We start from the raw sequence: 21,518 nt of genomic DNA on the forward strand, positions 1-21,518 counted from the left end.
GCTCACCGCGCCATTGAGCGAACCGGCTCCCGTCGTCGTCATCATCTCGGCCGATCCGCGTACGTCCCACCGCGCCTTCGAGGCCATGCGCATCGGCATCGGCATCGTGGCCGGCGAGAATCCCGTGACGTTCGTGCTCACCGGCGGCGCCGCGCACCTGCTCGCCGCCGATACCGACGAATTGGTGGACGGCGATGACATCGCCAAGTTCCGGGCCACCCTCCGCGCGCTCGGCGTACCGTTCCACGTGGAGACCTCGGCCATCCCCCCTGGGGCGGACTGGAACGAAGAGGGCCACGAGATCAGGCCCGTCACCGTCGAGGAGATCGCCGGCCTGCTCCGCGCGGCGCGGCGGTCCCTCGTCTTCTGATGGCGCGGGTCCTCCATCTCCTGCCTCGCGAGAACGCGTCGCTGGCCGCCGCGGTGATCCGCCGGGACGTCGAGGCCGGCGACGAGGTCGCCGTCGCGCTCCTCGCCGGTGCCAGCGGCCCGCCGCCTCTGCCCGCCGGCGTCGGCATCCACCGCGTTCCAGCCGACTGGAGCTACGACGAGCTCCTCGAACGGATCTTCGACGCCGACCGCGTGGTCGCCTGGTAGCGCCTGCCTCTCCGCGTGACCGATCATCGGTTGCGGTACTCGTCGAGCCAGGCCATCTGGATGGCCTCCAGGATCTTCTCATTGGAGGCCTTGGGATCGTCCGTGAACCCCGCCAGCTCCGTGACGAGGCGGTGCAGGTCGGTGAAGCGGACGGTCAGCGGATCGATCTCCGGATACTTCTCCATCAGGGCGATCCCGATGTCTTCGGCGTCCCGCCACGTGATCGTCATTCCGGAATCGCCACCACGACGTCGCCCTGCACCACGCACTGGCAGCCCAGGCGCGAGTGGATCGTGAGGCCCTCGGCCATGTCCAGTCGGTCCTCCTCGTCGCCCTCCATCTTCGACAGGTTCGCCTCGCCCTCCTTGACGACGACGTGACACGTCGTGCACGCGCAGCTGCCGCCGCAGTTGTGCTCGAGGTGGATCCCATGCGCAAGCGCGATATCGAGGAGCGAGCCGGGCTTGCCGTGATCGGCGAGCGGATACTTCTCGTCGTCCACCTCGACGGTCTTGTTGAGCGGAAGAAACGTCACCCTGTGCACTGCCATTACTTCGGCTCCATCAGCTCTGCGGCACGCCGGCTTTCCAGCGCGCCACGGAGCGCCGTGTCCATCATCAGCTCGGCGAGATGCTCGGTGACCCGGTTCAGTTCGGTCGTCTTGTCCCGGATCCGATCACGGTCTTCGGTGTCGCGCGCGTGCTCGAGCTCGGCGAGCGCGGCTTCGATCCGCTGACGCTCGTCGGGAGCGACCAATGAGCCGCCCTGCCCGAGCGCACGGCGGACGTGGGTCATCACCGTGTCCGCCTCGTTGCGCACCTCGATGAGCATACGCGCCTCGACGTCCGCCTCGGCGTACTCGAACGATTCCTCGACCATCCGCTCCACGTCGGTGTCGCTGAGACCGTAGGTCGGGCGCACCTCGATGGCCGCGGCCTTCCCGGTCCGCAGCTCCTTGGCCGTGACCTGCAGGATGCCGTTAGCGTCGATGAGGAAGGCCACCTCGATCTTCGGCATCCCCGCCGGCATGGGGTCGATGCCGCGCAGCTCGAAACGCGCCAGCGAGCGGCAGTCCTTGGCGAGCTCCCGCTCGCCCTGCAGCACGTGCATGTCGACGACCGTCTGCCCGTCGACCGAGGTCGTGAACATCTCGCGCGCGCTGGTGGGGATCGTCGTGTTGCGGGGGATCAAGATGCTGACGATCCCGCCCAGCGTCTCGATCCCCAGCGAGAGCGGCGTGACGTCCAGCAACAACATGTCGGTGATGCCCCCGGCCAGGATCTGGGCCTGCACGGCCGCGCCCAGCGCAACGACCTCGTCGGGATTGAGCTGGCTGTGCGGCGTCTTGCCGAACAGCGCTTCCACTTTCCGTCGCACGAGCGGGACGCGCGTCGAGCCCCCTACCAGGACCACATGCTCGATGTCCGACGCCGCGAGGCCGGTGTCGGCCAGCGCCGAGCGGCACGGGCCGAGGGTCCGCTCGACCAGCGGTCCGATCAGTCGCTCGAGATCCGCGCGCGCGATGTCACGGTGATAGGTGAACGCCTCGAACGGGATGGTGAGACGCGTGCGGTCCACGGTGGAGAGCCGGATCTTGGCGGCCTCCGCCGCCAGCCGTAGCTCCTGCATGGCCTCGGCGTCTCGACCGAGGTACACGCCGTGGCGCTCGCGGACGTCGTCGAGCAGCCACAGCACGATGGCCCGGTCGAAGTCGTCTCCGCCGAGGTGGGTATTGCCGTTGGTCGCGAGTACCTCGAAGATGCCGGCGTGCACGCGGAGAATGGAGATGTCGAACGTCCCGCCGCCGAGATCGTAGACCGCGATCACGCCTTCGTGGAGCTTCTGGAGGCCGTACGCCAGCGACGCCGCCGTCGGCTCGTTCACGATGCGCACGACGTCGAGACCGGCGATGCGCCCGGCATCCCGCGTGGCCTGGCGCTGGCTGTCGTTGAAGTAGGCGGGGACCGTGATGACGGCCTTCTCCACGGGCTCACCGAAGTACGCCTCGGCGCGCTCGCGCAGCGATTTCAAGATGATCGCGGAGACTTCCGGCGGCGTCACCTCGCGGTCGTTAATCTGAAGTCGCACGATGCCTTCACCCTCGCACACGCGGAAGGGGAAGTAGCACAGCTCGTCCTTCACGTCCTCGTACCCGCGTCCCATGAACCGCTTGACCGAGTACACGGTCGAGCCCGGGCGCCGCACGAGCTGTCGCTTGGCAGCCTCGCCCACCAGGATGCCGCCGGGCGTAAAGCTCACCACCGAGGGCAGAAGCGTCTTCCCCTCGGCGTCGGGGATCACGCGCGGCAGTCCCGCCTTCTCGTCGACGTAGCCGACGAGGCTATTGGTGGTGCCGAGGTCAATGCCGATGATGCGCGACATGGCTCCTGGTATCCTCGCCCTCGCCGAGCGCCCCGGTCAGGTCGTCGATGACGGTCAGCAGATAGGCGCGTGTGGCCAGCCCCTCCTTGAACGCCGCCAGGAGCTTCGGCCGCTCCTCGGCCGGCGCGCGGTCCCACGCCGCGCTGAGTGGGCCGGTGAGCCGCGCCTCCTCCTCCTGCCGGCGGGCGCCCAGGCGCTCGCGCTGGGTCCGGAGTGTCGCCCGCGTACCGTCGTCGAGCCCGCCGGCCTTGGCCTGGGCCAGGGCCTCCTGGATCTCGAACATCTCCTCGAGCAGCGCGGGCGACGCCTGGGCTTTGACCGCCGCCCCTTCCTTCGTCTCCCGTCCCTCCTCCAGGCGGACGAGGTACTCGATCCGCGCGACGGGGTCCCGCAGCGTCCGGTAGGCGGCGTTCAGCCGCGCGGACGCGTCCAGCGCGCTAGCCTGCTCGTCGGGTGGGGCGCCCGCGTGGAAGTCGGGGTGGTAGCGCCGCGACAGCTCGTAGAACTGCCGCTGCAGCTCCGCCACGTCGATGCCCAGCCGACGCGGCAACCCGAACACTTCGAAGTAGCTCATCCCACCTCCGGCGCGGGCGTGGCGACAGCCCGGGCGCCCGCGCCCCTCTTAGGGCTCGCCTCGGACGCGCGGGGCTCTGGATCCGCTCGCCTCAGGCGCAGGAGCACCAGCCCCTGGCCGCCCTGCGGCTCGCCCAGCGCCGCGGCCGTCCTGGGGCTCGCACTGCGACAAATGAAAACGGGCCCACCGCCGGGCCCGTTCTTCGTTGCTCGCGCGGCCCGACTATGCCGAGAACGACGTCCCACAGCCACAGGTCGACTTCGCGTTCGGATTGACGAACGTGAAGCCGCCCGTCAGTCCTTGCTGAACGTAGTCAAGCATCGTGCCGGTCAGGTAGAGATAGCTCTTCTTGTCGCACACGACCTTGATGCCGTCGATCTCGAGCTCCCGGTCGTGGGGTCCCATCTCGGTGTCGAACTCGAGGGAGTACGACATCCCGGAGCACCCCCCGCCCTTCACCCCCATGCGCAGGAAGACGTTATCGGGCAGGTTCTGGGCCCGCTTGAGCTCTTTCACCTGCTGGACGGCCGCCTCCGACAGTGACAGCGCCATGGAACTCTTCCCTCCCCCGATCCCTTATTTCACGCCCGCTTCGGCGCGCGCGACGTACCGGGTCCTGTAGTCCGCCAGCGCGGCCTTGATCGCGTCCTCGGCCAGCACCGAGCAATGGATCTTGACCGGCGGCAGTTTCAGCTCGTTGACGATGTCGGTGTTCTTGATCTTGGCCGCGTCGTCCACCGTCTTGCCCTTGAGCCACTCGGTGGCCAGGCTCGACGAAGCGATGGCACTCCCGCAGCCGAAGGTCTTGAACTTCGCGTCCTCGATGACACCCGTCTCGAGGTTGACCTTGATCTGCAGCTTCATGACGTCGCCGCATTCCGGCGCGCCCACGAGCCCCGTCCCCACGCCCGGGATGTCCTTCGCGAACGACCCGACATTGCGCGGGTTGTTGTAATGATCGACAACCTTCTCGCTATAGGCCATCGCGGTCCCCCTTCACTCAGCCTTCCACTGGATGGACTTGATGTCCACGCCCTCTTTCGCCAGCTCGTAGAGCGGCGACATGTCCCGCAGCCGCTTGACGACCTCGATCGTCCGCCGGCCCACGAAGTCGATCTCCTCCTCGGTGTTGAACCGGTGCAGGCTGAACCGGATGGACGAGTGGGCCAGCTCCGCGCTGGCCCCCAGCGCGGCAATCACGTAGGACGGCTCCAGCGTCGCCGACGTGCAGGCCGAGCCGGATGACAGCGCCGTCTCCTTGTTGAGCCCCATCAGCACCGACTCGCCCTCCACGTAGGCGAACGAGATGTTCAGGTTCTGGGACAGCCGACGCTCGGGGTCTCCGTTGAGATAGGCCTCGTCGACGTTGGAGAGGATCATGTCTTGCAGTTTGTCCCGCAGCTTGGCCAGCCGCGCGCGTTCCTCCGGCATGACCTCCGCGCAGATCTCGGCCGCCCGGCCGAACCCGACGATCAGCGGCACCGGCAGCGTTCCCGACCGCATGCCGCGCTCGTGGCCACCGCCGTCGATCATGGCCGCGAGGCGCACCCGGGGCGCCTTGCGCCGCACGTAGAGAGCGCCCACGCCCTTGGGCCCGTACATGAGATGCGCGGTGCACGACAGGAGATCGATGCCCATCGCCTCGACATTGATCGGCGTCTTGCCGGCCGCCTGGGTGGCGTCGGTGTGGAAGATGATGCCCTTTTCCTTGGCCAGCCGGCCGATCGCGGCGATGTCCTGGATAGTCCCGATCTCGTTGTTGGCGAACATGACCGAAATGAGGATCGTCTTGTCCGTCAGCGCCTTCCGGATGTCGTCCACGTCGACGAGCCCGCTGGCCTGCACCGGCACGTAGGACACCTCGAACCGCTGCCGCTCGAGCCGCTTGCAGGTGTCGAGGCCGGCCCGTTGCTCGATCACCGTGGTGACGATGTGGTTGCCCTTCTCCCGGTACATCTCGGCGACGCCCTTGAGCGCCAGGTTGATCGACTCCGTGCCGCCAGAGGTGAAGATGACCTCCTTGGGATCCCGGGCGCCAACCAGCTTGGCGATCTTCGCCCGGGCCGCGTCGCAGGCGGCCTCCGCTTCCCAGCCGAAGGGATGGTTGCGGCTCGCCGGATGCCCGAACTTCTCCGTGAAGTACGGCAGCATGGCCTCGACGACCCGCGGGTCGCACGGCGTGGTCGACTGCGCGTCCAAGAAGATCGGGAACTTCACAGCCATCGACTCGGTCTCCTTACGCTTTCAACGCTTGATGGCCAGCAACTCGGGTACGTCCTCGCCGACCAGCTCGGCGAGGCTCATCGTGTCCAGCATCTGACTGATCGCCGCCTGGATCTTCTGCACCGGGCGCCGCAGGTTGCAGCGCTCGATCTGGGGGCAGTCACTGTCCTCCAGGCAGCTCACGATGCTGATGGGCCCCTCCAGGGCCCGAATGACCTGGCCGACCGTGATCGCGGTGGGCCGGCGAGCCAGCACGTAACCACCCTTGGGCCCGTTCTGGCTCACGATCAGCCGCTGCTTGGCGAGCCGCTGGAGGATCTTGGCCAGGAGCTCCGGCGGAATCCCGAACTCCTCCGCGATCCGCTTCGCGCTTACGGCGCCGAGCTGGGAGTTGGCGACGATGTAGTGAATCGCCATTAGGCCGTAGTCGGCCCGCTTGGTGAACCGCAGCATGCTGGTCTGACCGCCCCCCGCTATCCCCGATCGTTTCTATCGGCGACCTTTTCAGTCGGATTCTGCCACCGACCCGGGCTCATGTCAAGGTATTGATTTCCCTTCCCTAGGGGCCCTCCCACGCCTCGCGGAGCTCGGCGGCGGTCGCCTCAGGGGGCCTTTCGTTCACGAAGATTCCCCCCACCCGGTTAGCCCGCTCCGGGTGGACGATGACCTCGAAGTGCCAGTGGTAGTCGTCCCGGATCGTCGCCCACTCCCCCTGGAGGATGCGCGAGCGGAGGTTCGGCGCGTTGTGGAGGACCAGTTCGTAGCCTGGATCGCCGAAGCTCTTGGCGAGCGTCCGGAAATACTGGGACAGGAGCCGGGCGAGGTCCGGGGCCGTCTCGGGCGTGAGCCCCTCCTCGTACGAGCAGCCATGCTGGCGCGGCAGGATCCACGTTTCGAGCGGGGCCAGGGCCGCGTAGGGGATCAGCACCATGAAGGCGGAGGTGAGCTTCACGACGCGCTCTTCGGCGGCGATCTCCTGGCGCAGCATGTCGCAGTAGAGGCAGCGCCGCTTGTACTGGTAGTACTCGCGGGCCTCCCTGAGCTCGCGGCGCGTTTCGTCGAAGACGATGGGGATGGCGGTGATGCGCGAGTACGGGTGATGCGGGCTGACACCGGGCTTCTTGTGGTGACGGGAAATGAGGATGTCGCGGATCTGGCCGTCCTTCTTGAGGTCGAGCAGCCGGTCCCGATACATCCAGAGTACGGCCTCGATCTGGCCGGGATCCATCGACACCAGCGTGTCGTCGTGCCGCGGCGACTCCACGATCAGCTCGCCGGCGCCCCGGGGGGTGATCATGTCGAACATGCCCACGCCCTCGCGGATCAGCTCGTGCTCGATCCGGAAGTAGGGGTCGCTGGCGGGCACCACGCGCACCGTCCACCCCATGCCGTTCGGCGTGGAGCCGTCGTTGCGGTAGGCGGCGATCTCCGTCGTCGCGCTCTCCGCGCCCGGACAGTAGGGACAGGCGCCTTCCGGCCCCGGTTTGGCCCGGGGCCGGACCAGCACCCACCGCCCGCGGGTCGGGTCCTTCCTCAACTCCTCCACTCAGTCCTCCCGTTGGATGGCCGCCACCGCGGCAACGCCGGTCCCGGCCCTGGCATCGTAATATGTGATCATCATACGGGGCGGGCCGCCCCGCCCCGACGAAATTTGAGGAGGTCGAGATGGCCCCACGCTCCGTCGTCGTCTACTCCAGCCCGACTTGAGGGCCATGCCGCGCGGCGAAAGAGTTTCTTTCGTCCCAGGGCATCGCCTATCAAGATGTCAACGTCCTGGAGAACGCCGAGGCCAGGCAAGAGCTGGTGAGGCTGACCGGGCAGATGGCGGTGCCGGTGATCGTCGTGGACGGTCAGGCCGTCGTCGGCTTTGACCGAGCGAAGCTCCAGCGTCTCCTGACTAGTCCTTGATCTGGCTCTTGAGCTTGCGCAGGTGCTGGCGGGCGACGTCCACCCAGTCCTTCGCCGCCGGCAGCTGCGACGCCAACGCGATGTAGCGCTCCCACTGCACGATCGCCTCGCGCGGGTCGACCTTCTCGTACACCAGCGCCAGGTTGTAGAGCGCTTCGGCGTGCGTCGGCTCGGCCTCGATGACCCGTCGGTATTCCTCGATCGCCTCCTTGTAGAGTCCCTTGTCCTCGTAGACCTCGCCCAGGCCCATGCGTGCCTCCACCGAGCGCGAGTCGAGGTCGATGGCTCGCTTGTAGGCGTTCACCGCCTCATAATAGAGCCCTTTCTCGCCGTAGTAGATCTTGCCGAGGCTCACATGGACCCGTGAGTTCACCGCGTTGAACGCCAGCGCCTTCTGATAGGCGGCGATGGCGCCGTCGATGTCACCCTTGGCAGCCAATGCGTCGCCCAGCCCGACGTGGGCGTCGGCGTAGAACGGCCGCCGCTCGATCGCCTTGGTGTAGGCCTCCACCGCCTGGTCGAACAGCCGCCGCGGCGCCGCCAGCAGCAGGTCGCCGAGCGCCTTGTAGGGTTCGGGGTAGGAGGGATCGAGCTGCGTGGCGGCCCGGAACTGCGCGGCGGCCTTCCACCGGTTGCCGAGCGCCTGGTGGACCGTTCCCAGCGCGTACTGGGCGACGACGAAGTTCGGATCCGCTTCGATCGCCCGGGACAGCAGATCGGCGGCGCTCTCGTTGCCTTCCTGCCCGCCGCGCCGCGCCGCCTGCTGGCTGCGGGCGTAGAGCTCGAACGCGCGCAGCGAGCGCGTGAGCCGCGCCGCCTTCTCGATGCGGGCGACCTCGGCGTCGGTGAGCGGCATCTTCATGGTGCGGGCGTAAGCGACGACGAGTACCGGCAGGCGCGCCAGCAGCTCGCCCTGGGGGAGGTTCAGCGGCTCCAGCATAATCGCTTCCCCGCCGCCCGCTCTGACCTCGAGCAGCCGGGGCTGGATCGTCAGGTCCGTTCCCTTGAGGGTGATCGTCCCGAAGAGCGCGGCGTCCGCCCGCAATGAGCGTCCCGCCTGGAGCACCACCGCCTCGCCCCACGCCTCGGGCTCGCCGAGCTGACGCAGCCGCGCCCGATCGATCTGAATGAACGCCGGATGCTGCGCCAGCCCCAGGGAGAGCGCTTCGGCGACGCCGGAGCCGATCCACTCCCCGTCCGCACCCAGCGTCGTCGCGTCGAAGGGCGCGATGAGGACGACGCGCGGCTTGACGGCGCCGGTGGCCGGTGCCGCCAGCGCCAGCGTGAAAACCACCGCGAGGACGGTCGACCCCACCGGGCATCCTCGCCGAAGGTCAGGCATGGCTCATGTCCCTCCCGTCGTGTCCCGGGGGCTGCCGGCGCTGCGCCGACGCCAGCGTCCGACGGCGCCGATCCGGCGCAGTGCTCCGGGGCCAAGCCGCCGCAGCGCGATCTCCGGAACCAGCATGACGGCGACGAAGCCGACCAGCCACGGCCAGGTCTCCACCGCGATGCGCGATTGCCGCCGCGACTTCAGAAACGCTTCGCGCGGCTGACCCAGGGGGCCGCCGCCCGTGAGCTCCGTCAGCTCCCGCAGCCCCGCTTCGTCCACCCCGAGATCACGCAACTCCTGAGCATACGGTACCACCAAGCCGGCGATCTGTGAGCCGACTACGCGGTCGTTGCGGCGCTGGGCCATGCCGATCAGGTAGACGCCTTCCTGGGGGGCCGGGAAGCGCCCGCGGTACCGCCCGGGCGCCACCTGCTCCAGATCGATGACCGTCCGATCCCGGGCGGGCGCGACCACCCCCACCTGGGTGTCCAGGAAGTTGATGAAGTCGCCTTTGGCGTCGACGGCGTCGACCAGGACCTCACCCACTCCATCGCGGCGCTCGACGAGCGCGACCGTGTCGCTGCGCGAGCCGCTGCGCAGCGTCCAGCGTGTGAGCTGGGCCCAGAACTTGTTGAACTCCCGCCACCGGAGCCAGAGCACGGCCCATTTGGCCTTGGCGTCGGAGGTGAAGGCGGCCGTGCGGCCGAGCCCGTAGCGCCACGTGGCCAGAATCGGATCCTCCTGGTGGCTCATCAGCACCAGATCGGCCGTGCTCTTGAGCGTCGTGGCGACATAGCCGCCGAGCGGCGGCACCGCCTTCCAGTCGATGTCCTGCATGGCCTCGTGGCCGGGCGCCGTCAGCTGCGGCTTGAACGGCTGCTCGACCAGCGAGGCTTTGGAGGCGAGCTGGGTCTCCAGGGTGAAGATGCGCGGGATCGTTTGCGAGTCTTCCGTGTAGTAGAAGCGGCCGCGACCCCATTTGGCCAGGTCCACCATGAGCTGCAGATCGGCGTCCTTGCCGATCGCCACCGTCGAGACGGTGATCTTGTCCTTCGCCATGCGGCGCAGCAGCCCCGTGAAGTCGCCCCGGGTCATCTGCCCGTCGCTCAGGAAGATGACGTGCTTGAGCAGGGCCGGGCGCTCGAACAGGACCGCGTAGGCCTCCTTGAGCGCCGGGTAGCCGTCCGTGCCGCCGCCGGCCTTGATCGTGGCGATGGCGTGGTGGATGGCGCCCTTGTCCCTGGCCGGGCGCGCGGGCACGTCCCAGATGAACTCCGTGTCCCAGCTCATCACGCCGACCTCGTTGCGCTCGTCGAGCAGGTCGACGACGAGGTGGGCCGCTTCCTTCGCGAGATCGAGCTTCGTCACCTTCTCGTCCCCGGTGGACATCGCCATCGAGCCCGACCGGTCGATCGAGAGCACGACGGCGAGGCTCGGGATCTCGATCTTCTGCTTGACCTCCATCGTGACCGGCAGGGCTTCCTCGATCGGCGTGCGGTAGTAGCCGCCGAGTCCGAAGCTCTCCTCGCCGCCGACCATGATGAGGCCGCCGCCATAGTCGCGGACGTAGTCGCGGATGTTCGCCATCTGGGCCCGGGCGAGCTTCAGCGAGGAGACGTTCGAGAGGACGATGCCGTCGTACTTCTGCAGACCCCCCACGTCCTTGGGGATCTGCGCAGCATCGACGACCGTCACCTCGATGTTCTGCGAACGGAGCGCGGCAGCGAGCGACTGCGCGTGACTCCGGTCCTTGTCGGCCAGCAATACCTGGGGTCGACCCCGCACGACGACGGTGCCGACGGCCCGGTTGTTGTCCTCGATGGTGTCGCCGTCGACCTCCAGGGCGGCCTGGTAAACGTGGATGCCGCTGGCGTCCAGCGACTGCCGGTAGCTGAAGACGTTCTTGCCGGCGTTGAGCCGAACCACCTGGGAGCCGAGGAACTCGCCGTTCCGGAACAGGCTGAGCCGGGCCTGCGTGTCCTTGAGGCTCCAGGCCACCACCTTGGCATGGAACGGCTCGCCGAACTTCACTTCCTGCGGGAGCACCAGCGACTCGGCCACGACTTCCTGCTCGAAGGTCAGGGGCGCCGGCACGAAAAAGAGGTCGGCGCCGGCGTCCTTGGCCGCCTGGGCCGCCGCCAGCGCGTTGCCCGTGGTCTGGCGGCCGTCGGTGAGCATCACGATGCGGTTGGCCTGGCCGGGCGGCAGCGTGGCCAGCGCGAGCTGGATCGCCTGGAAGAGATTCGTCCCCCGGGGGCTGACCTCCGCCTTCGGGCGATCCAACGCCGGCTTGTTGGCGAGCGCCTGATCGACGACGGCGTCCTCGCCGAAGACGATCAGGCTCGCGCGGTCGCCGCCCCGCATCGACTTCACCGCCTCGCCCGCGAACCGCCAGGCACGCTCCCGCGCGGCCAGGCTGATGCTGTCCGAGTGGTCGAGGAGGAAGACGATGTTCTGGCGGTCCACCCAGCGCGGCAGGGTCGGCTTGAAGAAGGTGGCGCAGAGAACGATGACGAGCGCGCCGCGGAGCGCCAGCGCCCAGCGGTCGCCGGCGGCGCCGGGGAGCCCCAGGCGGCCCCCCGTCTGCCGGCGCAAGTAGAGGGCTCCCTCGATCACCAGGAGGATGACGGCGATCAGGACGAACAACTGCCACAGCTCGCGCTGGATGGGGATCGGCGTGGCCGCCTCGGGGTCTCGGCCGGAGGCCGCAGGCAGCGGCCGGGGCGCGATGTTGGACTCCTCGGCGTCGGCCAGATTCACGGCGACGCGCATCTCGCCCCGGGCCGTGCCGAGCGTGTAGACGCCCACCTCGTCCGTCTCGGTGAAGCTCACCACGCCGCGCGTGACGTGCGCCTTCACGCGGCGCCCGCCCGGCGTCGTCACCGTGACCTCGCTCACCCCGTGCGCCACCGGCAGGAGGATCGGCTGGCCGACCGCCAGCTGGAGGCTCGACTGGTCGAGCCCGGCCGGATGCAGCCAGCGGAGGCCGTTCGAGAGGATCAGGGGGAAGGCGACCCGCAGCGGAAAGTCCGTCTTGAAGAGGTCGAAGCCGAAGAAGATCGCCTTCCGGTCGGGCTCCTCCAGGGCATAGATGAGCGGGCCGCCCATCGCCTCGACGAGCGGCCGGCCGGCGGCGAGCGGCCGGACGCGGAGGGCGTCCTCGATCACGACCTTGGCGAGCTCGACGTGGCGCATCACGGGATGGGCGCGGTCCCAGTCCATGATCACGGGGCGCTCGATCCGGCCTAGCGCCTCCAGGGGGACGTCCGGCGGCACCGTGTTGACGAAGATGAACCGCCCGGCCCCGACGCGGGGCGGCGTCACCGAGTCGAGCACGACGACGTCCGCCTCCCCCATGCCGCCCTGGTACTGTTCCGGGGTCTGCACCTCGAGCGCCACCTGCGGATCCGTCCTGAGGACCTTCTCGAGGAACAGGTTGCCCTGACTCACGAGCAGCACCTGGATCTTTCGCGGGGGCGGCAGGACGGCGTAGGCGACGTTGTCGGTCGCCAGGTCGTCCCGGAGATCGACACTCGCCTTGACCGTGCCCCCGCCGGTGTGGCTGAAGGGCAGGACCACGGCGCGCCGGACGTTGGGCTCGAGGGTCAGAGGCTTCTCGGCGATCGGGGTGCCGTCGATCTCGAGCGTGAACGTGAACGTCTGCGTCTGCGCCGAGTAGTTCACGAAGGAGGCGAAGGCCTGGTAGTCGTAGGAGCCGTAGTAGCTCTTGCGGACCGCCAGGTTGGTGATCCCCACGTTCCGTCCGCCCTGCCCGACGCCGACCCAGCGCAGCCGGGGATCGGCTATCTCCGGGGTCGCCGGAAGGGTGAAGGCGCCGTCGGTGAAGACGTAGATCGCCGCGCGGGGGTCTGCCCCCACCAGCGCGCGCGCGGTCCGCACCGCCTCGGACACCCGGTGGGGCAGATCGCGCGGTTGGGCGGCGCGGATGGCCGCCACCGCGCGCTCGCGCTCGCGGGAGAGCGGGGCCAGCACCCGGGGATGCACGCCCGTTTCGATCACCATCACCTCCGCGCCCTCGCCGAGCCGGCCGACCAGGGCAGCGGCCTGCGAGCGGGCAACGGCGAAGCGCGACGAGCCGACGTCGCGGGCCTTCATCGAGGCCGAGGTGTCCAGGACGACGACGACCTTGCGCGCGCCCTGGCCCATCACGGTCACCGCCGGGCGCGCCAGCGCCAGTGTGAGCGCGAGCAGGGCCAGGATCTGCAAGATCAGGAGCGGGTCGCGCTGCAACCGCTGGAAGAAGGCCGAGGCCTCCCGATCGCGGAGCGACGGATCCCACAGCAGCAGGCTCGGCACCGTCTGCTGGCGTCGCCGGACCTTCAGGAAATAGAGCAGGACCAGCGGGAGCGAGAGCGCGAAGATCGCGAACGCCAGCGGCGAGAGAAAGCTCATGCCCGGTTCCTCATGCCAGGACCAGCCCGCGCAGGTGGGACAGCACGAACTCCTCGAAGGGTGTGTCCGTGCTCACCCGGCGGTAGCCGATCTCCTGCGTGCGGCAGAAAGCCTCCACGCGCTCCAGGAACGCGTGGAGCCGCTGGCGATAAGCGCGCAGCGCGTCGCCGTCCACCGTCAGCTCGCGGACCTCGCCGGTCTCGCTGTCGTGCAGGCGGAGGTCGCCGCCGAGGGTGGGGTTCAGCTCCTCGGCGGCCAGCAGGTGGACGACATGCACCTCGAAGCGCCGCTCGAGCAGCACGCGGACGCCGGTTTCGAAGCCGTTGGGGTCGAGGAGATCGGAGACGAGGACGACCAGCCCCGGCTCGCGCGCCCGCATCGCATAGTTGGCCAGCCCCTCGTTGAGGCTGGTGGCACCGCCCGGCTTCAGAGAGGCCAGGAAGTCCACCAGCGCCACGAACTGGTTGCGGCCGCGCACCGGGGGCCACCCCTCGCTCACCTTCTCCCGCAGCACGCCGACGCCCACGCGCTCGAGGTTCACCAGGCCGACGAAGCCGATGGCGGCGGCCAGGCGGCCGGCGTAGGCGAGCTTCGTGGGCTGGCCGAAGCCCATGGAGTTCGACGCGTCGACGAGCAGGTGCAGACACAGGTCCTCCTCGTCGACGAAGAGTTTGACGTGCAGGCGGTCCAGCCGGGCATAGATGTTCCAGTCGACGTAGCGGAGGTCGTCGCCGACCCCGTAGGGTCGATAATCCGAGAACTCCACGCTCTGGCCCTTGCGCGGACTGCGGCGCTCGCCCTTCACCCGCCCCCGGAACGTCCGGCGTGACGCGACCGACAGGCGCTCGAGTTGCGCGAGGAAGTCGGGAGTGAAGAAGCCGTGGTGGGTCGCCGTCGTCACGGCTCTCAGCGCTCGTCGAGGGCCTGGAAGTAGTCCTTGATCTGTTCGTGATAGTCGCGCGGCACCTGCTCCCGAGCCAGCGCGTCCTCCATCGCCTTGCGATACTGTCCGATGACGCCCATATAGGTCAGCCGCGAGGGCATCTTCCCCCCCTGGCCCGTCATGTTGGTGTCGTAGCCCTCCTTGCGACCCCGACGGGCCTCGCCCTCGACCCCGACGTCGTAGGGGTTGCCCCGCAGCCGCTGGCTCGCCTCTCCCTTGGCGGAGGGGCTCTTGCCCTTGCCGGGCAGCAGACCCTCGCCCTCGCCGAAGTCCTGCTCGTCGGCGCCGCTGCTGCCCCGACCGCGGCTGCGCTCGCCGCGCCCGCCGCGCTCGCTCTCGCGCCCGCCCCGCAGCCCCTTGCCCGACCGTTGCGCCTCTTCCATCGCGCGCAGCTTGTTCAGTGCCCGTTCCATCGCCTCCATCGCCCTATCTTGTTGTCCGTACTCCAGCGCTTCCATGCCCTCGGCGGCGTCCGCGCCCCAGCTGCCCCCGCCCTTGCGCCCCAGCCGCTCCATCTCCTCGAGCAGCTCGCGAAGCTTCTGGGGCGAGATCTGGTCGGGCCGGAGGCCCCCGCTGAGCGCCTTCGACTTCCGGAAGACCATCTTGTACTGGCTCGCGGTGAAGTCCGACTGGAGATCGGGCAGACGGTCGACCTGCTCGAGCAGCCGCAGGCGCTCGTCGCCCTTTTTCAGGAAGCTATTGAAGTCCGGACGCTGCGTGGCCAGCGATGTGTCCTTGAAGATGGCGCTGAGGTCACCCGCCGTGGCGGCGCCGCCCGTCCCCGCCCGCTGGACAAAGTCGCGCTCCTCGAACGCGGGCTTCCGGAGCGCGTCCTTGGGCAGAGATCGCCGATCCTGCTGCATCAGCTCCCCACCGGAGCGGTCGGTCGCCTCCTCCGATTCCGACAGGGGCGAGAGATCGGGGAAGCGGCCCGCAGGCAGCGGCAGCGGCGGGCCCACCGCGAGCAGGAGCGCGGCCAGCGCCGGCACCGGCAGCCACCGCACCTCGCGCGGGAGCACGCGCGGCACGATCTGCCGTGGCGGGAGCGCGCCGACGCGGGCGGTCGCGTCGGCGACGAGCGCGGCGACCAGCGGCGTACGGTCGGGATGATTCGACCATTCGAGCGCCGTCGCCACGCGATCCTGAAGCCCGAAGGCGCGGTCGGCCAGCCGCGCGGCCTCCGTCGGCGACACGCGCCTGGCCAGGCCCCACACGGCGCCGCCAGCCAGGCCCAGGGGCACGAGCGCGCCCGCCGCGACCACCGCCCAGGCGCCGAACGCGACCTTGAGGACGAGCGCGACGACGCCGGCGACGGCGCCGTAGAAGGCGCCCCGCAGGGCGTAATGCTCCGCCCGGCGCCAGCGCACCTGCGCCGTGATGCGCCGCACGAGACCTTCGAGCGCGTCGGGATAGGGTCTGGACCCGTCCGGCATCATGCCCTCCGGCTCCTGCGCTCAGCGCAGGAAGGGTTCCTTGTCCTGAGCGATCTGGTGCTCGACGCTCTCCACGATGTCGCCGACGAGCGCGTCGACGTCCACGGCCTCGGCCTCGCCCTCGAAGTTCAGGATGATGCGGTGGCGGAGCGCCGGGGCCGCCATAGCCTTCAGATCCTCGACGCTCACGTTGTAGCGTCCTTCAGCGAGCGCCCGCACCTTCGCGCCCAGCACCAACGCCTGAGCGCCGCGCGGGCTGGCGCCGTAGCGCACGAAGCGGCGCGCGGCTTCCGGCGCACGCTCCCACTCCGGGTGGGTCGCCATGACGACGGCCGAGGCGAGATCACGCACGTGGGAGGCGATGGGGACCTCGCGGACCAGCTCACGGTAGGCGAGCACGTTGGGGCCGGTCATGACCCGGTCGACGCTGACGTGGCGCGCCTGGGTCGTGCGGTCGATGATGGCGTTCAGCTCCTCCAGCGCCGGGTAGCGGACGCGCAGCTTGAAGATGAAGCGGTCGAGCTGCGCCTCCGGCAATGGGTACGTGCCTTCCATCTCGATGGGGTTCTGAGTAGCCAGCACGAAGAACGGCGACGGCAGCGGGCGCGAGGCCCCGCCCACCGTCACGTAGCCCTCCTGCATCCCCTCCAGCAGGGCCGACTGGGTCTTGGGCGTCGCCCGGTTGATCTCGTCGGCCAGCAGGATGTGGGCGAAGATGGGCCCTTGCTGGAACTGGAAGTGCTTCCGGCCCGCGGCGTCCTCCACGATGATGTTCGTGCCGATGATGTCGGCCGGCATCAGATCGGGCGTGAACTGGACCCGTGAGAAGGAGAACTCCAAGCCCTCGGCCAGCGTCTTGATCAGCAGCGTCTTGCCCAGCCCGGGTACGCCCTCCAGGAGCACGTGGCCGCCGGCGAACATGCCGATGAGGACGTGGGTGACGATCTCGCGCTGGCCGACGATGACCTTTTCGACTTCCACGCGCAGCGCGTTGAAGGCGGAGACGAACTCCTGGACCCGAGCCTCCTGCGTCATCGAGGCCTCCTCTTCTGCCGCTGCCCGACCTCACTCGATTCTAGGCACAAGCGGGGCGACTCTTCTAGGAATAAGCAAGGCGACTGCCAAGTCCCGGTGGCGTCACGTCACCGGACCGCCTCTGCCCGCGTTTCGACCAGCAGATCGACCGCCCAGGCGCCCCGGCCCCGAGCGCTGACGACGATCGGGTTCACGTCGAGCGCCTGCAGACGCTCACCCAGCGCACCGGCCAGCCGGGCGACGCCGGCGACGGCGGCGACCAGCGCCGGCACGTCGGCGGCCGGCGCGCCCCGAAAGCCACGCAGCACATCGAGCGAGCGGACCTCCCCCAGCATCGTCCGGATCTCGCCGCGCGTGACCGGCAGTGGCCGCGCAGTCGTATCTCCGAGGAGCCCCGCCTGCACGCCGCCGGCGCCGACGACGAGCAGCGGCCCGAAGGTCGGGTCGCGGGTAACGCCCGCCAGCACCTCGACGCCGCCGACCATCCGCTGAACGAGTAGCCCTTCGACCCGGTACCGTCGCGCCGTGGTCAGCAAGCGCCGCGCCGCCCGGCTCACCTCGTCTGCCGTACGGAGGTTGAGCACCAGCGCGCCGGCGTCGGTCTTGTGCGGCAGGTCACGGGCCACGACCTTCAGGACGACCGGGAAGCCCAGACGGCGCGCGGCTCTGGCCGCCGCCGCCGGCGTGGCCACGAGCGCCTCGGGCGCCAGCGGGATTCCCGCCCGGCGGGCCAGCGCCGCGGCCTCCGCGTAAGGCAGGGGCCCCGGCCGGCCGGCCGGCGGTCGTACGCGCGCGCGCTCCGGCGTCGCCCGCCGCGCGTTCGGGCGCGCCCGGGCACTCTGCGCAGCGGCGAAGTCGCGGGCGGCGGCCAGGGCCAGCGCGGCGGTCCTGGGATTCCTGAAGCAGGCCACGCCCTCCCTGTCGAGCACGGAGACGCCGGCGTCGGTGAGGCTGCCGCCGAGCCAGCAGACCACGACCGGCTTGTCGGCGACATGTGCGACGCGCGCGACGTTTCGGGCCCGCTCGACACCGCGGGCGCCGGTGACCGCGGTCAGGACGACGTCGATGCGCTCGTCGCCCACCACCGTGGCCAGCACCTGCTCGAAGAGGGCCTCGCTGAGCCCCGCCGTGACGTCGACCGGATTGTCGCGGGTCACGGCGTGCTCCGGCAGGAGCGCGGCCAGCGCCTGCCCGGTCGACGCGCTCAGCCGCGGCAGCGCCAGGCCGCGCGCTTCCAACTGATCCGCCGTCATGATGGACGCGCCCCCGGAGGTGGTCAGCACGCCCACGCCGCGGCGCGGGCTCCGTCGCTCCCGGCAGAGGAAGCCCGCGACCTCCACCAGCTCCTCGAAGGTCTCGACGTCGACGATCCCGAGCTGGCGCGCCACGGCGCGCCAGGCCTCGTGCGAGCCGGCCAGCGCTCCCGTATGGGTCAGTGCGTTGCGACGGCCCGTGCTCGAGCGGCCGAGCTTCAGCGCCACCAGCGGTTTGCCCGTCTCCAGAAGCCGGGCCGCCGCTGCTTTGAACCGCTCGCCGTCGCGGATGCCTTCGGCCACGAGCGCGACCGCCCGTGTCCGCGGATCCTCGGCGAAGTACTCCAGACACTCGGACACCGTGATGCCGATCTCGTTGCCGGTGGAGACCATGGCGCTCACGCCGATCATCCGGTCGAATGCGCGGTTGACGACGACGCCGCCGAGCGCGCCGCTCTGGGAGGCGATCCCCAGCGCGCCCGGGATGAGGCGATCGATGCCGCCGGCCGGCGAGAACGTCAGCGGCACGCGGTCCCAGCAGTTGATGAACCCCAGCATGTTGGGCCCGAGTACGGTCATCCCCGCCGCGTCCGCGATGGCCCGCAGTGCCTCCTGCCGCGCCCTCCCCGCCGCGTCGGTCTCGCCGAAGCCGGCGGTAAGGATGACGGCGTTCGGGATCTTGAGCCGGGCGGCCTCCTCGAGAACCGCCGGCACATCGCCGCCCGGCACGCCGATCCACACCGCGTCGGGACGCTCGGGCAGATCGGCCAGGGACGGATAGGCGCGGAGCCCCCCGATCTCGGCGTGCCGCGGGTTCACCGGGTAGACCTGACCCGGGTAGCCGTGCTTCTGCAGATAGAGGAGCGGCCGAGCGCCCGGGCGCGTGAGGTCGCTCGGACAGCCGACGAGCGCCACGCTGCGTGGGTTGAGGAACGCCGCCAGCCGGGAGCTCACACCGAGGGAACCGGAACCAGGCGCCGGTAGACGCCGAGATACCCGTCGATCTCGCGCTCGGGCGGGTACAGCGCGCGCACGCGCGCCCGTCCCGCCGCGCCGAGGCGATCCCGCAACGCGGGATCGCCAGCGAGCCGCTCGGCCTGCCGCTCGAAGTCGCGCGCATCGCGGAAGAGGAGGCCGGTGACACCCTCCTCGACCAGCGATCGGTTGCCTTCGACGTCGGAGGCGAGGACGGCGCGGCCCATCGCCAGGGCTTCGAGAACGGAGTTGGCCATTCCGCCTTCGGAAACCGAGCAATTGAGGACGATGTCGGCCTGGGCGAGCAGCGACCCCATCTGGGCGTGGGGCACCGTGCCGACATAGCACGCCCAGGGCAGACGGTCGAGCGCCTGGAGCAGCGCCTCACCCTCATCGGGATCGAGCACGGGCCCAGCATACAGCAGGCGCACCTCCGGCCGGCGCGCCACCAGCCGCCCGAGCGGCACCAGCGGCAAGCGGGGATTTTTCACCATCCGGACACCGGCCGGAAACACGAACAGCGCGCGCCGCGCCGGCAGCGCCCAGAGCGCCCCTAGATCGAAGGGCTCGCCGGCCGTCAGCAGCGCGGACTGGGCAATCGTCACGATGCGGCCGCGCAGGTCGGGGAGCGCTCCGGCGATGCGCTCGCCGATGGACTGGTGAAAGACGACCAGGAACGCGGCGCCCTCCAGCACCCGCCGCACGACCGGCGCGCGCTCGGGATCGAAGAGGTCGTGATTGGCGTCGGTCCCCGTGAGCGTGACGATGAGCGGCAGCTCCCGGCGGCGGGCCAGGCGCAGGGCCAGCGGGCCCGCCCGATACGCATGGAAAGCGTGGACCAGGGAGGGCGCGAAGGCCTCCACCTCGGCCTCGATGACGGCTTCGGGGGTCGCCGACAGGTCCCAGACGGCCAGGTCCACTCCCCGCTGCCGCAGGCCGCGCGCGATGCGTTCGACGGTCACCGCGTTACCGCGGACCGACGGGAAGGCGAAGGGCGTGAGGAGCGCGATCCGCAGCGGCATCGCCCCGAGGATACCGATGTGCGGGAGCCCAGTCCAGCCAGCGTATCGCGCCATCTAAGATGTTACCGAGCGGGGAGCGCCGCGCCATTTGGGATGTAACTCTCGACGGCCCCAAGGCCGGAGGAGGGTGACTTGATGAGTGCTCCCGCGAAGTGGGAGTACCTGAAGGCCATCTACGCCCGCTACCGGCAGGCGCGGCGGGAGGGAAAGAGCCAGATCCTCGATGAGGTCTGTCGGACGACGGGCTATCACCGCAAGTACGTCCTGCGCCTCCTCAACGGGCCGCCACCCGGCGGGGCCCGTCCTCGGCGTCGGCGGCGCCCGGTCACGTATAACCCGGACGGGGCGAGGTGCGCGTCCAAGAAGCCTTGGAGGAGATCCGCCAGGTGCTGCCCTTCCCGCTGCGGGGGATCGACTCCGACAATGGCGCGGAGTTCATCAACGACCATCTCTACCGCGACTGCCCGGCGCAGGAGATCCAGTTCACCCGGGGGCGGCCCTACAAGAAGGACGACAACGCCCACATTGAGCAGAAGAACTGGACGCACGTCCGCAAGCTCGGGGGCTATCTCCGCTACGACACGCCGGCCGCCGTCGTGGCCCTCAACGACCTCTACCGCCACGAGCTGCGGCTGTTCCAGAACCTGTTCCTGCCGTCGGTGAAGCTCCGCCAGAAAGAGCGCGTCGGGGCGCGCCAGCGCCGGCGGTACGACGCCCCGCGCCCCCGCTCGAGCGCGTGCAGGCCTGCCCCGCCGCCGATCCGGCTGCCGTGGCCCACCTCGTCGCCCTGCGGGCCCGACTCGATCCCTTCGTCTTGGCCCAGGCGATCGACCGCAAGCTCGAGCGCCTCGTCGCTCTGGCCCCGCCGCGGGGCTCGGCCTCGTCGCGCGCCGCCTCCCCGCCACCGCCCGCGGCCCCGCCCGTGAAGCGCCGCCCGGGGCGCCCACCCCACCTTCCCGACTTCACCTTCGCTAACCACTTGCGCCGGCCCATGTCCCGGCTCTCGCGAGTAACCTCTTAGATGGCTCGACGATTCACGCCCCCGGTAACTTTCTTAAATGGCTTGACAGGGCCGGAGCCAAAGAATCCCCGGAGGGCGGCCCCTCATCTACATATAATGGTGGTGATGTCCGGATCCGAGGACCCTGCAGAAGCCCCCGCGGGGCAGCCGTCCGCGATCGAGTGTCGGCAGATTGCTGAACTGCTGGCCGATTACCTCGAAGGTACCCTACCTCCGCGGACCGCTGAGCTGCTCGAGTGGCACATCGACGGTTGTGCTCCCTGCATCGCCTTCGTCAACACCTACCGCGGCACCATCCGCGCCACCCACACGCTCCACGCGACCGAGATCCCCCCCGAACTGAAGAAGCGCCTCCTGGCCTTCCTCCGCGCCCAGCGCAAGTCGCCGTAGCGCCGAGGCTCGTTTG

Annotated in this window: 20 protein-coding genes and 1 pseudogene; 5 read left to right on the top strand and 16 right to left on the bottom strand. The window is 69.7% G+C overall.

Annotation, left to right across the window (positions count from 1 at the left end):
- On the top strand, positions 1-370 hold a 370-nt coding region (locus tag VGV13_19330; protein ID HEV8643242.1), incomplete at its 5' end, for a DsrE family protein.
- Positions 370-597, top strand: coding sequence for a hypothetical protein (locus tag VGV13_19335; GenBank protein ID HEV8643243.1), 228 nt, complete (start codon positions 370-372; stop codon positions 595-597). The genes VGV13_19330 and VGV13_19335, both read left to right, overlap by 1 nt.
- A 23-nt stretch (positions 598-620) precedes the next feature.
- Here the strand turns inward: VGV13_19335 and iscX are convergent, their stop codons facing one another.
- The 9 genes from iscX to VGV13_19380 form a co-directional block, all read right to left on the bottom strand.
- Positions 621-827 (bottom strand): Fe-S cluster assembly protein IscX, encoded by a 207-nt coding sequence (gene iscX / locus VGV13_19340; protein ID HEV8643244.1) that lies wholly within the window; start codon positions 825-827, stop codon positions 621-623.
- Positions 824-1,147, bottom strand: a complete 324-nt coding sequence (locus tag VGV13_19345) for a 2Fe-2S iron-sulfur cluster-binding protein (protein ID HEV8643245.1) — start codon at positions 1,145-1,147, stop codon at positions 824-826. Before VGV13_19345 ends, iscX begins: the two co-directional genes overlap by 4 nt.
- Positions 1,147-2,979 carry a molecular chaperone DnaK gene (gene dnaK / locus VGV13_19350; protein ID HEV8643246.1) on the bottom strand — a complete coding sequence of 611 codons (1,833 nt, stop codon included), beginning with the start codon at positions 2,977-2,979 and terminating at the stop codon, positions 1,147-1,149. Before dnaK ends, VGV13_19345 begins: the two co-directional genes overlap by 1 nt.
- Entirely contained in the window at positions 2,957-3,553 is a 597-nt protein-coding gene (hscB, locus tag VGV13_19355; GenBank protein ID HEV8643247.1) for a Fe-S protein assembly co-chaperone HscB, read from the bottom strand. Before hscB ends, dnaK begins: the two co-directional genes overlap by 23 nt.
- A 222-nt stretch (positions 3,554-3,775) precedes the next feature.
- Positions 3,776-4,105 (bottom strand): iron-sulfur cluster assembly accessory protein, encoded by a 330-nt coding sequence (locus VGV13_19360; protein ID HEV8643248.1) that lies wholly within the window; start codon positions 4,103-4,105, stop codon positions 3,776-3,778.
- 24 nt (positions 4,106-4,129) lie between these two features.
- On the bottom strand, positions 4,130-4,537 hold the full coding sequence (gene iscU, locus VGV13_19365) for a Fe-S cluster assembly scaffold IscU (protein ID HEV8643249.1): 408 nt from the start codon (positions 4,535-4,537) through the stop codon (positions 4,130-4,132).
- Positions 4,538-4,549: 12 nt separating this feature from the next.
- Positions 4,550-5,776, bottom strand: coding sequence for an IscS subfamily cysteine desulfurase (locus VGV13_19370; GenBank protein HEV8643250.1), 1,227 nt, complete (start codon positions 5,774-5,776; stop codon positions 4,550-4,552).
- Between the two features lie 21 nt (positions 5,777-5,797).
- Entirely contained in the window at positions 5,798-6,229 is a 432-nt protein-coding gene (locus VGV13_19375) for an Rrf2 family transcriptional regulator (protein ID HEV8643251.1), read from the bottom strand.
- Positions 6,230-6,335: 106 nt separating this feature from the next.
- A complete protein-coding gene (locus tag VGV13_19380; protein HEV8643252.1) occupies positions 6,336-7,322 on the bottom strand; it encodes a galactose-1-phosphate uridylyltransferase in 987 nt (328 codons plus the stop codon).
- 176 nt (positions 7,323-7,498) lie between these two features.
- Between VGV13_19380 and VGV13_19385 the strand changes: the two are divergent.
- A pseudogene (locus tag VGV13_19385) lies at positions 7,499-7,684 on the top strand (glutaredoxin domain-containing protein).
- Here the strand turns inward: VGV13_19385 and VGV13_19390 are convergent.
- From VGV13_19390 to VGV13_19420, 7 genes are all read right to left on the bottom strand, one after another.
- Entirely contained in the window at positions 7,674-8,999 is a 1,326-nt protein-coding gene (locus tag VGV13_19390) for a tetratricopeptide repeat protein (protein HEV8643253.1), read from the bottom strand. The pseudogene VGV13_19385 and the gene VGV13_19390 sit on opposite strands and share 11 nt — an antisense overlap.
- Before the next feature lie 30 nt (positions 9,000-9,029).
- The gene (locus VGV13_19395) at positions 9,030-13,430 is read right to left on the bottom strand and encodes a VWA domain-containing protein (GenBank protein HEV8643254.1); all 4,401 of its coding nucleotides are present in this window, start codon (positions 13,428-13,430) and stop codon (positions 9,030-9,032) included.
- A 10-nt stretch (positions 13,431-13,440) separates the two neighbouring features.
- Positions 13,441-14,331, bottom strand: a complete 891-nt coding sequence (locus tag VGV13_19400) for a DUF58 domain-containing protein (GenBank protein HEV8643255.1) — start codon at positions 14,329-14,331, stop codon at positions 13,441-13,443.
- Between the two features lie 5 nt (positions 14,332-14,336).
- Complete coding sequence (locus VGV13_19405) at positions 14,337-15,809, bottom strand: hypothetical protein (protein HEV8643256.1); 1,473 nt, start codon at positions 15,807-15,809, stop codon at positions 14,337-14,339.
- 18 nt (positions 15,810-15,827) lie between these two features.
- Positions 15,828-16,841 carry a MoxR family ATPase gene (locus VGV13_19410; protein ID HEV8643257.1) on the bottom strand — a complete coding sequence of 338 codons (1,014 nt, stop codon included), beginning with the start codon at positions 16,839-16,841 and terminating at the stop codon, positions 15,828-15,830.
- A gap of 107 nt (positions 16,842-16,948) precedes the next feature.
- Complete coding sequence (locus VGV13_19415) at positions 16,949-19,048, bottom strand: acetate--CoA ligase family protein (protein ID HEV8643258.1); 2,100 nt, start codon at positions 19,046-19,048, stop codon at positions 16,949-16,951.
- On the bottom strand, positions 19,045-20,145 hold the full coding sequence (locus VGV13_19420; protein ID HEV8643259.1) for a glycosyltransferase: 1,101 nt from the start codon (positions 20,143-20,145) through the stop codon (positions 19,045-19,047). Before VGV13_19420 ends, VGV13_19415 begins: the two co-directional genes overlap by 4 nt.
- A gap of 296 nt (positions 20,146-20,441) precedes the next feature.
- Here VGV13_19420 and VGV13_19425 point away from each other — a divergent pair, with 296 nt between their 5' ends.
- On the top strand, positions 20,442-21,017 hold the full coding sequence (locus VGV13_19425; GenBank protein ID HEV8643260.1) for a hypothetical protein: 576 nt from the start codon (positions 20,442-20,444) through the stop codon (positions 21,015-21,017).
- Between the two features lie 200 nt (positions 21,018-21,217).
- Complete coding sequence (locus VGV13_19430; protein HEV8643261.1) at positions 21,218-21,502, top strand: anti-sigma factor; 285 nt, start codon at positions 21,218-21,220, stop codon at positions 21,500-21,502.
- Positions 21,503-21,518 lie beyond the last annotated feature (16 nt).

Source organism: Candidatus Methylomirabilota bacterium, from assembly GCA_036001065.1.
Lineage (GTDB): Bacteria > Methylomirabilota > Methylomirabilia > Rokubacteriales > CSP1-6 > MNEF01.